The sequence below is a fragment of the cyanobacterium endosymbiont of Epithemia clementina EcSB genome (genome assembly GCF_029919255.1).
In the GTDB taxonomy this organism is placed as follows: domain Bacteria; phylum Cyanobacteriota; class Cyanobacteriia; order Cyanobacteriales; family Microcystaceae; genus Rippkaea.
This window is the reverse complement of record NZ_CP123991.1, coordinates 59,895-75,962: the sequence shown is the minus strand read 5'-3', so window position 1 is coordinate 75,962 and position 16,068 is coordinate 59,895. Positions and strand designations below refer to the sequence as shown.

Annotated in this window: 9 protein-coding genes; 5 read left to right on the top strand and 4 right to left on the bottom strand. The window is 32.1% G+C overall.

All coding sequences use genetic code 11. The annotated features are described in order from the left end of the window. The first annotated feature begins 222 nt into the window (after positions 1-222). Positions 223-1,482: an FIST signal transduction protein gene (locus P3F56_RS00235; protein WP_281152778.1), complete on the top strand. Its 1,260-nt coding sequence runs from the start codon at positions 223-225 to the stop codon at positions 1,480-1,482. A gap of 556 nt (positions 1,483-2,038) precedes the next feature. On the opposite strand, the gene P3F56_RS00230 is transcribed toward P3F56_RS00235, so the two are convergent. After that, complete coding sequence (locus tag P3F56_RS00230) at positions 2,039-3,808, bottom strand: S8 family peptidase (protein WP_281152777.1); 1,770 nt, start codon at positions 3,806-3,808, stop codon at positions 2,039-2,041. 177 nt (positions 3,809-3,985) lie between these two features. Here P3F56_RS00230 and grxC point away from each other — a divergent pair, with 177 nt between their 5' ends. Further along, positions 3,986-4,252, top strand: a complete 267-nt coding sequence (gene grxC / locus P3F56_RS00225) for a glutaredoxin 3 (protein WP_281152776.1) — start codon at positions 3,986-3,988, stop codon at positions 4,250-4,252. A gap of 2,063 nt (positions 4,253-6,315) precedes the next feature. Here grxC and dxs read toward each other — a convergent pair. Beyond that, positions 6,316-8,226, bottom strand: a complete 1,911-nt coding sequence (dxs, locus tag P3F56_RS00220) for a 1-deoxy-D-xylulose-5-phosphate synthase (RefSeq protein WP_281152775.1) — start codon at positions 8,224-8,226, stop codon at positions 6,316-6,318. A gap of 3,225 nt (positions 8,227-11,451) precedes the next feature. Here dxs and P3F56_RS00215 point away from each other — a divergent pair. Together P3F56_RS00215 and cobW are read left to right on the top strand one after the other, a co-directional pair. Next, on the top strand, positions 11,452-12,414 hold the full coding sequence (locus P3F56_RS00215; RefSeq protein WP_281152774.1) for an undecaprenyl-diphosphate phosphatase: 963 nt from the start codon (positions 11,452-11,454) through the stop codon (positions 12,412-12,414). Positions 12,415-12,559: 145 nt separating this feature from the next. After that, positions 12,560-13,591, top strand: coding sequence for a cobalamin biosynthesis protein CobW (gene cobW, locus P3F56_RS00210; protein ID WP_281152773.1), 1,032 nt, complete (start codon positions 12,560-12,562; stop codon positions 13,589-13,591). Between the two features lie 85 nt (positions 13,592-13,676). Here cobW and P3F56_RS00205 read toward each other — a convergent pair whose 3' ends face one another. Continuing rightward, positions 13,677-14,228, bottom strand: a complete 552-nt coding sequence (locus P3F56_RS00205) for a DNA starvation/stress protection protein DpsA (RefSeq protein WP_281152772.1) — start codon at positions 14,226-14,228, stop codon at positions 13,677-13,679. Positions 14,229-14,714: 486 nt separating this feature from the next. On the opposite strand from P3F56_RS00205, the gene P3F56_RS00200 reads away from it, so the two are divergent. Beyond that, the gene (locus tag P3F56_RS00200; protein WP_281152771.1) at positions 14,715-15,263 is read left to right on the top strand and encodes a (2Fe-2S) ferredoxin domain-containing protein; all 549 of its coding nucleotides are present in this window, start codon (positions 14,715-14,717) and stop codon (positions 15,261-15,263) included. A 1-nt stretch (position 15,264) separates the two neighbouring features. On the opposite strand, the gene P3F56_RS00195 is transcribed toward P3F56_RS00200, so the two are convergent. Continuing rightward, positions 15,265-15,732 (bottom strand): hydrogenase maturation protease, encoded by a 468-nt coding sequence (locus P3F56_RS00195; RefSeq protein ID WP_281152770.1) that lies wholly within the window; start codon positions 15,730-15,732, stop codon positions 15,265-15,267. Between the last annotated feature and the right edge of the window lie 336 nt (positions 15,733-16,068).

The window sequence follows — 16,068 nt, the reverse complement described above, 5'->3', positions numbered from 1 at the left end:
ATAGATATATCTTTTGCTGATATTGTGTATTTTGATTAATTTCCATCTTCTCCCAAGAAGAGTGTATCTTAAGAATTGACTGAATCGCAAAATTTCTCTTTCTCTGCTTGCTCTCTTAAGAGATGACTGCCGAAGTGATTCTATCTCGTTTGCGTTTATTAACTAATAATTCTTTTCCTTGCTCCATAATTACTCGTTATTTTTAAATTTTGTGAATTTTATATGGTCAATCAGATGCAGTGGGTTAATGCTTTATCTATCCGTCCATCACTAGAAGCAGCAGTCACAGAAGTTATAGACGGAGTCAAGAAATCTTTATCTCAATCCCCTGATTTAGGTATCTTATTCATCTCTTCAGCCTATGCTAGTGATTACCCCAGATTAATTCCCCTAATTCTAGAAAAGTTATCTTTACCCATTCTTATTGGATGTAGTGGAGGGGGGGTAATTGGCATAGAAAATTCTACTCAAATTATCGAGGTCGAAAGTGGACCTGCTCTAAGTCTTACTGTTGCCAGTTTACCAGAGATTGATGTTCAAGCTTTCTATGTTACTCCTGAAAATTTACCTGATCTCGACAGTTCCCCTGATACTTGGAGTAAACTGGTTGGTGTTCCTCCGGAACAACACCCCCATTTTATTCTCTTATCTGATCCTTTTTTCCCAGGAATTAATGATCTGTTAGCTGGACTTGATTTTGCGTATCCAGATTCGGTGAAAATTGGGGGACTAGCGAGTACAGGAATTATGAATGTTCAAAGTTCTTTGTTTTACTATACTTCAGAACGTTCAGATATTAGGCTATGTCATCAGGGAACTGTAGGACTAGCCCTAAATGGAAAGATTATAGTTGAATCTATTGTTGCTCAAGGGTGTCGTCCTATTGGTAAGCCCTATCAAATTACGCAAGGGGAACATAATGTTATTTTACAGTTGGGGAAACTGGAAAATACAGCTCAACCAATAGTTAATCGTTCTCCTTTAGAATCTCTTAGAGAATTGATTAAGACGTTGAATAAAAATGATCGTCAATTAGCTGAACATTCTTTATTTATTGGGGTTGTTAGCGATGAATTTAAACATAATTTGCAACCTGGAGATTTTTTGATTCGCAATTTGGTGGGGGTTGATCCGCAAGTAGGGGCAATTGCTATAGGCAATCGCGTTCGTCCAGGTCAACGAGTTCAATTTCATTTGCGCGATGCCAAAACTTCAGCAGATGATTTGGAACTTCTTCTCAGGACTTATACCACTGCTGGTGAACTAGACAAAAAAGTTCAGGGAGCGTTAATGTTTTCCTGTTCAGGGCGTGGAAAAGCTCTTTATAACCAGCCAAATTTTGACTCAGAGCTGTTCCGTCGTTATTTGCCTCAATTATCTTTGGGGGGCTTTTTCTGTAACGGAGAAATTGGCCCAGTGGGAGGACAAACTTTTTTACATGGTTATACATCTGTTTTTGCACTTTTTTGTCAGCCAAATTAATTACAGATTAAAAATCTTAGAGATTGAAGTTGTTGCAATTAAAGTACAATAGGTTTATTATAATAATTTTTATAAAACTAAAAGAGGTTAGTATAGTTTTTTAAAAATTAAATAAAAAAAACTGTAAATAAATTAATGTCATAAGTTGAAATAGTGGCAGATAGATTGTCTTTATTGTAACAACTTAATATTCAAAAGTAAAACTTTTAGAATAGAAGCTAAAGAATCTGAAAATATTTATCAAGTAAAAAAAATAATTCCGTAGAAAAATTTAGAAGATTTTAATAAAAACCTAGACTGGGTATAAGGACTATTAAAAAAGGAATAACTCAAGGAACAGTAGCAAGGATTAATAATAAATTGAAGTAATTAATAAGAAACCATTATAGAGTTAATAACTCTGTCAATTTTAACTTCCTAAGTTTTTAAACTTGGCATTGTACCAGTTAATTTTGCCTCATTAACCCTCTATTATTTAATAGATAAGTTTAAACTATATAAATGGTAAATAAAAAATAGATTTTGGATATCGTTTTTTAGCCTTTTTCTACTGTAATTAGACGGTTTTATCTTCTCGTTTAGTTGTTAACCAAGCTAAGCCAAAAGACAGGATAGCATTGACTACTAAGAAAATTCGAGAAATATTGACTGTAGGCATTCCCCAAACTGCAGGATTCGTGACAGCATTAACTGTTAAACAAGAAGCGACTCCTAAAGAAATTCCCACCGCAAATGATTTTCCTGGGCCATAACCTAATAATAAAACTATCAAAGTAAAAGGAACTAAAACACTAGCTAAAAAAGGATTTAGCGAAGAAGTTCCCTGAATAGAATTAGCCAACTCTGGAACAGAACTACCCATAACTCGGAATGGCCATTGAGGTAAATCAAAAATATAGATTCCTTGGAGGAAAAACAATCCTGAACTTCCTAAAATTAATCCCAAATTCAGAGGGCCAGTCCAAGCAAAAGGAAAATAAACTCTTAACAACCAAGCCAATAGATAAGACCCGACAAGCATTAATAGTTTAGGAAATAACGCTACTACACCGTCATCAATCCAAAAACGAGAGTTAAGATAGCCATTATCGCGCACCCATCGGCAGAAGTCACGAAAGGTAATTTGACCTTTGAAGGCTAAGGAAACTGCTTCCCCTGCATCTAATTGTCCTGCCCCATAGTGGTTAAAAGGATCTTCTCCAACATTACGAGAGGACCGTTTAAGGATAGCTAATACTTTGGATGGTTCTTTAATACCAGAAGCTTTAATTAAAGCTGCTACACCTGCGACATGAGGGGCGGCCATACTCGTCCCTTGGAACCCGACAAAAATCGATTCTCCCGTCTGGGGATTAATCGTTTCCTGAACAATTTTCCCTGTTTCACTACCGCCAGGGGCAGAAATATCAACTCCAGCCCCATAATTAGAATAGGTTGTTTTTTGACCGGCTGCATCTAGAGCAGAAACACTAATTACTTTAGGATAACGAGCAGGATAGGAAACTGCATTGTGATTAGAATTTCCCGCAGCAGCAATAATAACAACACTTTTTGAGTAAGCATAGTCAATGGCATCTTTCATAACTTTACTTTCACCACCCCCCCCAAGACTTAAATTAATCACATCAGCACCATGATCAGCAGCAAAGCGAATGGCTTCAGCAATATCAGCAACAGTTCCCCCACCTCCACTGGTAAGAACTTTAAGAGACATAATTTTAGCATTATAGGCAATACCAGCTACTCCATACTCGTTGTTCGTTGATTGGGCGATGATTCCAGCAACATGGGTTCCATGACCATTATCATCAGAGGCATCGGTGTGATCGTTGACAAAATCGTAACCTTCAACAAATTCTGTCTGTCGTAAATCAGGGACTCTACTAACCCCTGTGTCAATGACAGCAACAGTAATTCCTTCCCCTTTGCTATTTTCCCAAGCTTTCTCAATATGAATACTATGCAAGTTCCATTGCTTGCTATAGTCGGGATCATTGGGTATTTCTAAAGCATTATAAATATAATTGGGTTCGGAGTATTCAATATATTTTTTGATAGGAGACTGTTTTATTAGCTTAAGAAATGTTTTATCTCCTGATACAGTGTAAATGTGTTCATCAGCAGAAAAAATACTATTGAGACTAATAGTCTTTTCATATTGTTTAGTGATCGCTACTAATTGTTTACTGATAACTGAGGTAGGAACATCTTCGCGGAAATTAATCACTATAGAATCAAATTCCCCTTGATTTGCTAGTCCTTTAAAATTATATAAGGCTACCCAGAGCCCAATAATAAATAAACTGAGGAATAGTAACTTTTTCATAAATCTGACCAACGTTACAGCACGTACCAGTCTAAATTTTAGAATAACTCATCTGGACCTTCAATTTTCAATTGAGAATATTCCTATTGCTTAGTTTTTGAGTAACAGTTAGTTAATTTAGGCTTAAATTTTAGTACAATATGAGTGTAGAACTCAAAACTTAGATTCAAGATTAAAATGACTGCTGACGTTGAAATTTATACTTGGGGTACTTGTCCTTTCTGTATCCGGGCTAAAGCCTTACTTAATAAAAAGGGGGTAAAGTATACTGAATATCGCATTGATGGAGATTATGAAGCAAGGGAAAAAATGAAACAAAGGGCTGAGGGACGTAGTAGTCTTCCCCAAATTTTTATTAATAATCGACCTATTGGCGGATGTAATGAATTATATTCCTTAGAATCAATGAATAAATTGGATTCTCTCTTAACTACAACGGGTTGAAAAATTACATAATTTCAGAAAGGGTTTGAATTTTTTAGGAACTTAAACATGTCAGCCAGGAATTTTCCGTGTAATAGTGGCTGGTATTGCCTCTGCTTGGCTAGGGTTTTACGTACGAGAGATAGACTTAGTCTTTATTTGGATGTTTAATATTTGGTCAAACGAGGTTTATAGAGTAATCAGAAACTAATCTATTAAAGGTAGGAAAAAACTAAAAAGATCTAGGTAGTTTATCTGTTTAATTTAATTAATTTAGAAATTTTTATATAAAACTATTGAATAAATATTCAATGTAAATCTATTACTTCATTACTAACTTTATTAGTTTTAACGGTATAACGATAGCTAATTGTTATAGTATTAACTAGAAGAAAATTTTATATAGAAACTCAACAATGTAACCAATCAAGTGTGTCAGTATTAATAGTATATAATTAGGGATTTCTATTAAGTGATTACCGAGTATTTCTTTAAATCAATCAAATCTTATTGGTTGAGATCTTCAAAGAATAGAGAAGAACTTGTTTAAAGAATAGAATTCTGCATCAAATACAAATAAATTATTTAGTAATTAATTAAATTTTTTTTATTAAAAAATAAGAAATATTGTGTAGTAAAGTTATTTAGTATAAAACGTTAACGTTAGATTTTTTTTGAAGGCAGTGTTTATATATTTTTAAATTTTTCTAAATTTAAGTGGCATTTATTTGAGTCACCTTTTTACGACAGACCACTAATTTGTTTTACTTTGGAAAGTAAAGGAGTAGGTATCATAGTTCACATTCAAATTTTTAGAATTTTTTCTAAAAATTCTTCCTCTATTAGAAGTTAAGTTATATTAAATAATAATGTCTACTAATTTTTATTGGACAACTAAACTTTAATATAACCAGGCTCTAAATAAATTTCTATTACAACTCCTATCAATAGTTAAAAAAGTAAAGTTAATAATCTTTACTTAAAGTACTCATTTAACTAGTCTTTTTCTTTTATTTTTAAATTTAAGAGTATGGTTTTTTTTATTTTATAATTAGAGTTATATGAATAGTTTATTTTATTATCAGATCTAGTCTTATCTAGATATATACTTTTATTCATTTAAAAAAATCAGGTTCTTAGCAAATTTTTTTTGTAGTTAATTTAACTTTTAATATTTGTAATTTTTATTGTCATTAATACTTTTTAGTAAGCCTAATTTATATTATTGTTGAGTAACATTGTTTTTTTACAATTAAGCTATTTATGTTTAAAATTGACATATTGTCCTTGACAAGGACTATTTTCTCTACCATTAATTTAGCTATATTTTTTCGTTTATGATTAGCTGAAGCATTATTTTCTGTTTGTGTTACTTTTTTAAGTAACAAACCAAAGCACAGCTACTAATTCTAATAAGACATAGCATTTATTTGACTATTTACTTACCTCTTTTAAGAAGTAAAAAAATCCTTGAAATCTAATCATTGTAACTAAAAAATAATTTAATAATTACATCTAATTATTAAATTATTTTCTTTTAAGAAGAGAACGACTTGAAAAACAGTAGGATGTATTTATTATTAAAATAAATTAAATCTTAAAAAAGCTTATAGATTAATAAATTTCGTCAATTCTTAATTTTTAAAAATCCTGAACTAAAATTGAACTTATTAAATTTACATTATCAATTCAGGTTAATTAAAATTAAATTGATTATGAAAATAGGTTTATAATTAAACTTACTTTGATGCTCTTAGAAAGAGAGTCTTATTAAACTGATATTTTCTTTATCGATCTATCATATTTAATTTGAAAAAACAAAAAATAGAATATTTTTTATAAGTAAAAATTATTACCTTAGAAGTTAAATATTGTGATAAAGATTCAATAACTTTAAAACTTTTAGTTAAAAGTTAACAATAATAGAGGCTTAATAAAAAGCCCCTATTATTGTTAACCTAAGTAGGTAGGCATAAACACATTAAAAATAATTAGTTGTTATACTTGAGCGTGTGATTAAGGGCTAGAGTTCAAGGATGAACTTCCCTATTGTTCGTTTAATAATACCCATCTACTCAATTGTCTTAACTCATTACGGAAGGTTGGGGACTCTTGAAGAAGACTTGTAGAATTTGTTCGACAATTTGGGGACTGGTTAACCCTAAATCTGCTTTGGATTGATCGGGGGTGGCATGATCAACTAGGTTGTCGCTCACACCAAATCGCTTTAAAGGAATTAAAATGCCATTATCAGAGAAAGCTTCAACTACTGCTGAACTGAAACCACCGATAAGACAACCCTCTTCTAAGGTAGCTACTTTTCCAATGCGTCGAGCGAGGGGAAAGATCAATTCCGTATCTAAGGGCTTAACAAAACGGGTATTAACTACTGTTGCTTCAATGCCATACTCTCCGAGAATTTCTGCCACTTGTAAAGCTGTATTCACCATTGAGCCATAACCTAAAAGTAAAATATCATCTCCAGTACGGAGAATTTCTCCTTTGCCAATTACCAAAGGTTCCCAACCTTCTTCCATTAAGGGAACTCCAATACCGCTGCCACGAGGATAACGCATAGCGATCGGTCCATCAGTGTGATTAACCCCTGTCACCACCATTCGTTGTAATTCCGCTTCATCTTTGGGAGCCATAATAGTTAGGTTAGGAATACACCGTAGATAGGCAATATCGTACATTCCTTGGTGAGTCGGTCCATCTGCGCCGACAATTCCGGCGCGATCAAGACAAAAGAAAACGGGAAGGTTTTGAAGACAAACATCATGAAGAACTTGATCGTAAGCTCTTTGTAAAAATGTGGAGTAAATGGCTACAACGGGACGCATTCCTTCACAAGCAAGCCCAGCAGCCAGAGTAACCGCATGTTGTTCAGCAATACCCACATCTATGTATTGTTTGGGAAGCTTAGCATAAAGTTTAGCTAATCCTGTCCCCGTAGCCATGGCGGCAGTAATTCCAATAATTTTAGGATTGTTTTCGGCTAGTTTAGTAAGAGTATGAGCAAAAACTTTAGAATAACTGGGAGGTTTAGGCTTATTAGACGGATGAGCTTTGCCAGTAACTAGGTTGAAAGGACTTTGGGCATGGTAGCCTACTTGGTCTTTTTCAGCTAGGTCATAACCTTTTCCTTTGACGGTGGCAACATGAACAAGGACGGGGCCGGAGACTTTGTGGGCTTGTTTGAAAGTGCCAATTAATTCTTCTAGATTGTGCCCGTCAATTGGACCAAAATATTTAAAGCCTAATTCTTCAATTACTGCACCTACTTTAGGAACCGCTAGGCGTTTGATTCCTTCTTTAACCCTTTCCATTTCGGGTGTAAAAGATCCCCCAAAGAAAGGAAGCTGTTTAAATTGTTCTTCGAGGTTGTCTGAGAGGAATTGGACGGGGTCACTCAGACGCACCTTGTTGAGATAGCGAGAAATAGCTCCAACGTTTGGAGAAATAGACATTTCATTGTCATTGAGAACAACCATGAGATTCGTGTTGGGTAAATGTCCAGCATGGTTAATGGCTTCTAAGGCCATTCCTCCAGTTAATGCTCCATCTCCAATCACTGCTACAACTTTATAGTTTTCCCCTTGAGCATCTCTTGCTAATGCCATCCCTAAGGCCGCAGAAATACTTGTAGAGGCGTGTCCAGCCCCAAAATGATCGAATTGACTTTCGCAACGTTTTAGATATCCAGCAATACCATCTTTTTGCCGTAGAGTATGGAAACGATTATAACGACCAGTTAACATTTTATGGGGGTAGGCTTGGTGTCCCACATCCCAGGTTACTTTATCTCGATCTAAATCTAGGGTTTGATAAAGGGCGACGGTGAGTTCTACTACTCCCAACCCAGGCCCTAAATGTCCTCCACTAGCGGCAATCGTTTGTAAATGCTTTTCTCGAATTTGACGACTAACATCCTCTAGTTGTCGGAGTGATAAACCATGTAACTGGTTGGGATGAGTGATTTCACTTATATGCATACTGTATGTTTCTCTACTATTTTGATTAACGCGCTATATCACACTTTAATTGATTTTCTGACTTTAGTTTATTATTTTCTCATTACTAGTTATAGAAAATTTGACTATTAATCATCTCATTATCACCATACATATTTCTGATTAAGTTATTAATTATTTCTAGATAATTACAGACTTCTTATTTTAAAAATATCTTCGAATGATCGCATATATTTTTAGTTTAAGTTTAACCTTTGTCTTTTTGAAGATAAGTCAAAATTAAAAACACCAACACATCTTGTGTTTTTCGTCGATTAAATTATCATAACTCTTATAGTTAAAGTTAAACTCAATTATTAAGCAATATTTCTTAGAATTACTATTCTATTATTTGAAGCTTTAAAAACTTTTTCTTAGTAAAAGCCTCTACCTTATAAAACTTATAAAGTTGAAAGACTAACCTTTTGGGTTGTACCATTATCACGGCTAGTTTAGAAGATCTATGTTTAGAGTCTGCTAAAAATATTTAATTTTTTTATATTTTTTGTTATTGTATGTCATGGGACTAATATTTTATAGGTATTTTTTTAAAAAAATACAACTTACTTAAAAAGTCTAGTATATATTTATATGTGTTCAGCACAAACACATTGTATATCTACTTATAACTTACATAGTAAAGCTATTTTTTAAATTTTTAATGACTTATTATTGATTTTAACAATTAGTAATTTTTTAAAAAGTTTGTATCTAGTTGTTTATTAAACTAGTTTTTATAGTTAAAATTAAAGTTTATAATTATTGCAGTATATATACTAATAATCTAATTATTAGTATATATACTGGCTTCTAGTCTTAGCTCAAAAAATACTGTATATTAGAACATATTTATACTAATAATTGGCCCCATATATACTTCATTAAATATTCTTTTGTCTCCGAATAAACAGTAGAACTAAGTTTATTTTTTAATTATTATTCAATAATTTATTCTTAGTTTTTTTGGCTTTTAATTTAGTATTTTTATCTTTATAGTTTACCAATAAAATTGGACTAAAACAACAGTCAAAAAATACATAAAAAATTAAGAAAATCAGAAAAATTTTATCATTTTTTTTTCTTAACTTACTTTAAGTTAGATTATTTGCCTCTATCGGCCAATATAGTACGCTAGCTAATTTATAAATATTAGACTTAGGCATAACTGATAAGATTTTTTTTAAAAAAATCAACAACTTATATTTTTAATATATAAAATATAAAAAATATAAGTTGTTGAACATGAATTTATGTTAATAAACAAACAATCTTCATTTTTTCAGTTAACCATCAGCTGTTTTACTATAAAAATAGTACTACATTTAGGGATTTAAAATTCAAGGATAATTGACTATTAATTATTCGATTATATAGCCTTTCTATTAATCATATTTTTGTAGCAAAAACCACTTACCTAATTATTTAGATAACATCTAATAAACACTAGAATACAATACAATAGTTAATGTTATTAAATAAAATCAATATAAAGTAATTAAATTATTTTTTTGTTATTTTGGGAATAAATAGCTTAATCTAGTATTAGAGGTATTTAATTCTAAGTAAATAAGTAAAAAAGTTTGGGTCATAAGAAATTATTAATAGTTTTGTAAATAATGTTTATTTTTCAAATATTTCTAAACATTTCTTACGATAAAAATATAAACCTGGTATAATATTCTTTATTTTTTATTGAAATTACAAGTTTATTGCTCGATAATAAAAACTGTCTAGTTTTCTAAACTTAACTGTCATTATTTTACGGTAAAAAAAGTTATTTTTTTTATGGAGACTATCTTTGTAAAAGTTTTAATAGTGTTATTAAACAATTTCGACTTAAATAAAGATTTAAGTTATAAAACATAGTTATGAGTAAATTTTAATGCTCATCAAATACTAACTTGCAGTACTTTTTTCTAAAAGAGTATTAATTGTTATTTATATTTTTTATATTTACAAATTTACTACTCAGATATTTGTGAGTTTTTATTTTTTGAAAAAAAATATTTAATGCTAAATATTAAAAACAAATTTGTTATTTCTATGGAATTATTTTCTAATTAATAATTAAGATAAATAATTAAAAATATTTTGTTAGATCCAATAACAAGTGATTGATTATGAATGTGAGTAACTTTTGTGTAAAATCGACAGAGGTAAGATATAGAAAAGTTTAGATAAGTAATTGAGTTTTGTTAAAATAGCTAGGTAAATTACCTTACGGTATTCTTCTCCCATCTCATTTCTTTAAGGTGTATATTAACCATACAGTTAACTAAATTGTCCGTTAAAGTGGAGCTAAAATTAAGGACGGTCGTAGTATCAGTGCGATAAGTACATTTTCACCGAGACTTATTTGGAAATTTATAAAGTCGTTGGCTATCTTTGGAGAAGTGATTGTAAAATGCTATTGCATAAAACTAAGGAATTTACTCTACCGGGTAATCTTTCTTTTAAAAATCTCCTAGATAAGGGTGAAGAGTCTGTTTGATTTTAGGAAAACTAGTAACCACAAAGCATTAAGCTTGAGTGATAGAAAATTTAGATAAAAAGAAATCCTTGATGGCAACTTAATCTTGAAATCTTTTACAGACTAAACTTCCGAGATCAGTTAGGAATGATTCCATCAGAAAATCTCTCCTAAGAATTTCTACTAAATTTAATCTGAGTTAATTTTCTGAACCTTCTGTAAAATGCTAAGTTTTATTTAGAGTTTTTGGAATTATATCTTTAGTTTTATCAACGATAATTACTTTTTTAAAAATTTTTTATAAAAAGGGTAAAGGAAGATAATCAGGATGTACACGGAAGGTTTTAACTTTACAGATAACTGATACGGGAGACTCAGGAGAAGATTCTAAGATTTAAACTTTCTTTTCTAAAACTTTACGTTTAAGGTAAATAGATTGGGATTAAGTTTCGCTATTATCTAGAATAATACCTAAATACTGGTAATTATCCTTAATTTATAGATATTTAAAAAAATTAAGCTGAGCAAGCAGGTTCTCATTTATAAATTTATATAACTCTAATAAATTTTGCCAAAACCTAGTTTTTTAATAGATAATTAGGCATAAATTTATGAACCGTTAGAAAATAATTTTCTAGTTTTCTCAATTTTTCTAAAAAAGTTTTAAATATTAAGTATTTATTGATAAAATTGCTGAAACTTTTATTGTCTAAGTTTATATAAATTTCTCAATTTCTATGACTCAACCCAAACACAGACCATTAGAATTAATCGTTTTTTTTGCTATCAGTAGTGGATTAAGCTTATTTTTAGGTTCTACGACAACTGTCCAATCAATTTCCCTAAAAGTTTCTGATACTCCCATTTTTCAATTTAACTGGCTTCAGGCTATTGTGTTAGGAATGGTGCAAGGATTGACAGAATTTTTACCCATTAGTAGTACAGCTCATTTGAAAATTGTCCCCTTGGCTTTAGGCTGGGGTGATCCTGGAGTATCTTTTACAGCAGTAATTCAACTAGGAAGTATTACTGCTGTAATATGGTATTTCTGGTCAGATTTAACGGAGATTATTGAAGGGATGGTAAAAGCTATCTGTATCTCGGACTATAAATCTTATGATTTTCAACTAGCGGCGGGTATTGCGTTGGGAACTTTACCTATTGTCTTTTTTGGATTGTTATGGAAATTATTGGTTTCCGACTTAGATAATTCTCCATTACGCAGTGTAGAGGCAATTGCAATCGCTTCAATCGTGATGGCTGTATTGTTAGCTCTGTCAGAAAAGTTAGGAACTCATAAACGAGATTTTAGACAATTAACATTACAAGACGGGGTATTAATAGGACTAGCCCAAACTCTAGCTTTAATTCCAGGAGTTTCTCGTTCAGGTTCTACTATGACGGCTGGATTATTTATAAATTTAGAACGAGCAACGGCAGCTAAGTTTTCTTTTTTGCTAGGAATTCCAGCTATTACTATAGCAGGGTTTGCAGAATTTAAAGAAGTTTTAGTCCTAGGCTTTTCTAAAGAAATCTTATTTCCTGTTATTGTTGGAGTCATTTCTTCAGCGATTTTTTCCTATTTAGCGATTGCTTGGTTAACCCGCTATTTACAAAACCGTGATACCTGGATTTTCGTTTGGTATCGTTTAGGATTTGGTGTATTAATTTTAAGCTCTCTTGTATTTAATTTGAATTGAACTGAAACATGATTTTGCTACTCTTGAGCTAAGATGGTACTATGAAAAATGCAACTAAAAATCAATGAGTTTTTTAAATATTTTTTAGTGTTTTTCAATGAGAATTCTTGATAAAGATGTCATTTGAGGTGTGCTGAACTTTACTATGCATAAAATTCCTGTTACGGTTATAACTGGCTTTCTTGGAGCAGGTAAGACAACCTTAGTTCGTCATCTACTACAACATAATCAAAAAAGACGAATTGCTGTTTTAGTTAACGAATTTGGGGAAGTAGGAATAGATGGGGAACTTTTGCGAGATTGTCAAATTTGCAATGAGGATAAAAACTTAAATACTAATATCATCGAATTAACTAATGGTTGTTTGTGTTGCACCGTCCAAGAAGAATTTTTTCCAATTATGCAGAAATTATTAGAAAGGCGTGAGGACATTGATTGTATACTAATTGAGACCTCTGGATTGGCATTACCAAAACCTTTAGTTCAAGCTTTTCAGTGGCCAGAAATTCGTAACAGCGCCACCGTAGATGGGGTAATAACAGTAGTAGATACTCAAGCTTTGGTTTCAGGGACTCTAGTGATGGACTCAGCTGCCTTAGAAGCGCAACGAAAAGCTGATCCTAACCTAGAACATGAAACCCCAATTGAGGAGTTATTTAAAAACCAGTTAGCCTGTGCAGATTTAGTGTTGTTGACTAAAATTGATTTAATTGGACCGCTTCAATTTCATCAAGTCAGAAAGTGGTTAGAAGGAGAATTAAGGCTAGGAGTTAAAGTAGTTTCTTGTAATAATGGGGAAATTAATCCTAATGTTTTGTTAGGGTTTAATGCAGCTGTTGAGGATAATTTGAAGAGTCGCCCTAGTCATCCTAATCAGGAAGAAGACCATGATCATGATGATGACATTAATTCGGTTCAAGTAGTTTTAGATCAAGAATTTGATCTAGAAAGCTTGGTAAATCAACTAAAAAAAATAATTAAAACCCAAGAAATTTATCGTATCAAAGGGTTTGTAAATGTTCCATCTAAACCTATGCGATTAGTTTTACAAGGGGTAGGTAATCGCTTTGATACCTTTTATGATCGTCCTTGGAAATTTAATGAACTCCGCCAAACTCGATTAGTGTTTATTGGTCGTCAATTAACATTAGAAGAGATTAAGTGTGCATTAACTTAGAAAGATGAAAACTCCCATTTTTTTTGATGGGAGTTTGTTCAATCAGGTATTGTTTGTTTGCCCCGAGGAAAACTCTAGGGAAGTCCTAGTTTCCATTATTAACAAAGGCTAGAGTCAAGCTGTCGCTAACTAAGAAATGATCTAAATGATAAGCCCGTTCTTCTGTTTTAAGAAGAATTTGCTCATAAAGATAACGAGTTGCTCTATCTCCTAAACTTTCAGCTTGAGCGGCTTGTTTGCGGAGTAGCTTGATTAATTCTTGTTCTGCCCCTAAATCATGTTCTACCATCTCGCGGCAGCCGTAAGACCCATCTGCTTCAGGGTCAAAACAACACAATTCAGCTAATTTACTAAAACTAGCAGCGGGAACTCCTCCAAGTCCATTTAAACGTTCAGCGAGATCGTGAACATGACCGCGAACATCATCGTAGCTTTCATTAAAAAATTCGTGCAAAGAGTAAAATTCTGAACCTTCTACAATAAAATGATGTTTTTCATATTGAAGATATAGCCCTTGAAAACTAGCTATCAACATGTTTAATCCTTCACAAATAGGAATAGTAACGCTCTTGTCTAGTAGGACAGAGTTTTCTCCCACTTCTCCAAAAGCACGTACCAAGCCTTGAGTGGTCGTCATTTTCGTTGTCCCCTTCTTTATGTTAAACTATACATATATAAAATACCTCATTTTAGCAACAGTTTATTGACCCCCTAAAGAATATACTAAAAAATTTAGGCTTAGGGCAAAATGGGTGAATCCAGATTGAATCTAGTTCTGAATTGTTTTTGACACTAATCAATTTTATTGAGATACTTGAGACTAATAAGCGTTTATTGATATCGATAGATTAAGCTGGCCGTTCTTTGATATTAACTTAAGCTATAGAAGCTAATTGAAGTGAGCGTTGAAGTGTATATAATTTGTCTTTAGAATTTACAAGACTGTTAGTATTTATATACTAACAGTCTTGTAAATTCTAACTAGTCCTATTGATTTCGCCCAGCTTTAGAATGTAGTTAGGTAATGCTTAGCTTTCTGTTGAGAATTAATCTACTAGTTAAATCAATGTTGATATCACTAATAGATTTAATTATCAATTACTTTATTAATAAATAAAAAAATATGTCAAAGTTTTTAATGATTTCTCCCTTCCGCCTTGTCGGACAATTAGAAAGCTTTGTTATGAAAGACGGAATAAAAATCAAATATTTGCGTATGAGAGTGGGTTCAAGAGAATTTTTAATTGAAATTTCTGAAGAGTTAAAAGTTTATCTAGATACACACCTTTCTCCTAAGGACTGGCTAGAAGTTCAAGGAACTAGGGAAACAAAAGGTAAGATGGCAATTTTTAAGCTTAAAGCTGAAACTATTAAAATTTTAACTCAACCTCAAGAATCAGGTGTAATGATTATACCGGAAAAAGCTAGTAAAAAGAAAATTTTAGTTTGTAAAAAAGCTAGGTGTTGGGACCAAGGAGGAAGAATTTTATATCAACAAATTAAGACAAAATTAGTTGATCGGGGCTTAGAGAATCAAGTAGAAATTAGGTTGACAGGATGTCTTAAACAGTGTAAAAAAGGACCGAATGTAGTAGTCTTACCCGACAAAATTCAATATAATCAGGTTAGTATCGGACAAGTAGATAATTTACTTAAGAAACATTACACTTAAGTTATGACCAGTTTAGAACTTGCTTTTTTAACTTTTCTAAAACTACTACAGCAGCTTTTTGTATTGGAGGAGTTAATTCCAATCCTAATTCTAAGTTTTTTGCCTCAATTAAGTAGACGATTACTTCTTGAGGAAAATTTTTTTTAAAAATTTTGCGTCCGGCTGCTAAGGCATGATCCCACCGAAAATCATGTAGATTATAACTTGGTGTTGGTAAATTTTCTAATTCCTCTCCAGGAACTTCAAAAATAGTTCCTGGAGAGGAGTTGGTTGAACACGCATCAATAATAATTAATTTCTCACTACCCCTAGCTTGGAACATAACTTCTATTCCAGCCGTTCCACAATCATAGACACGAACATTAGAAACATGATGTTCTACAAGAAATCTTTGAAGCTTTTGAGAAATTACAACCCCCACAGCATCATCAGATCTATTCAGATTACCACAGCCAATAATAGTCAGCATAGAAAGTATAAAAATTTAAAGAAAAAAGATGTCCTAAATTTAAGATGACCAATTTTAAGGATAACTTATGAACGAGTCAAACAAGCGTATGATGGGTACCAGTTTCTCTACCTAAGGATAGGACATTATTGTTTCACCAATTTTTATCTATCTTCATCCGGCTCTCTCTACAGTCAACACTACCTATTACTAATCAGCCGTCAATGTATTGTTTTTTACCATCAGAAAAACTGTTCTACTCATTTCAAGTTTTTTATTGTCCAGCTAACCCTAGAGACACTTATCTTCTCTAGCTAAAGCGAATGGTTCTTTCTTAATCTCTTAGCTTGTTTCTAG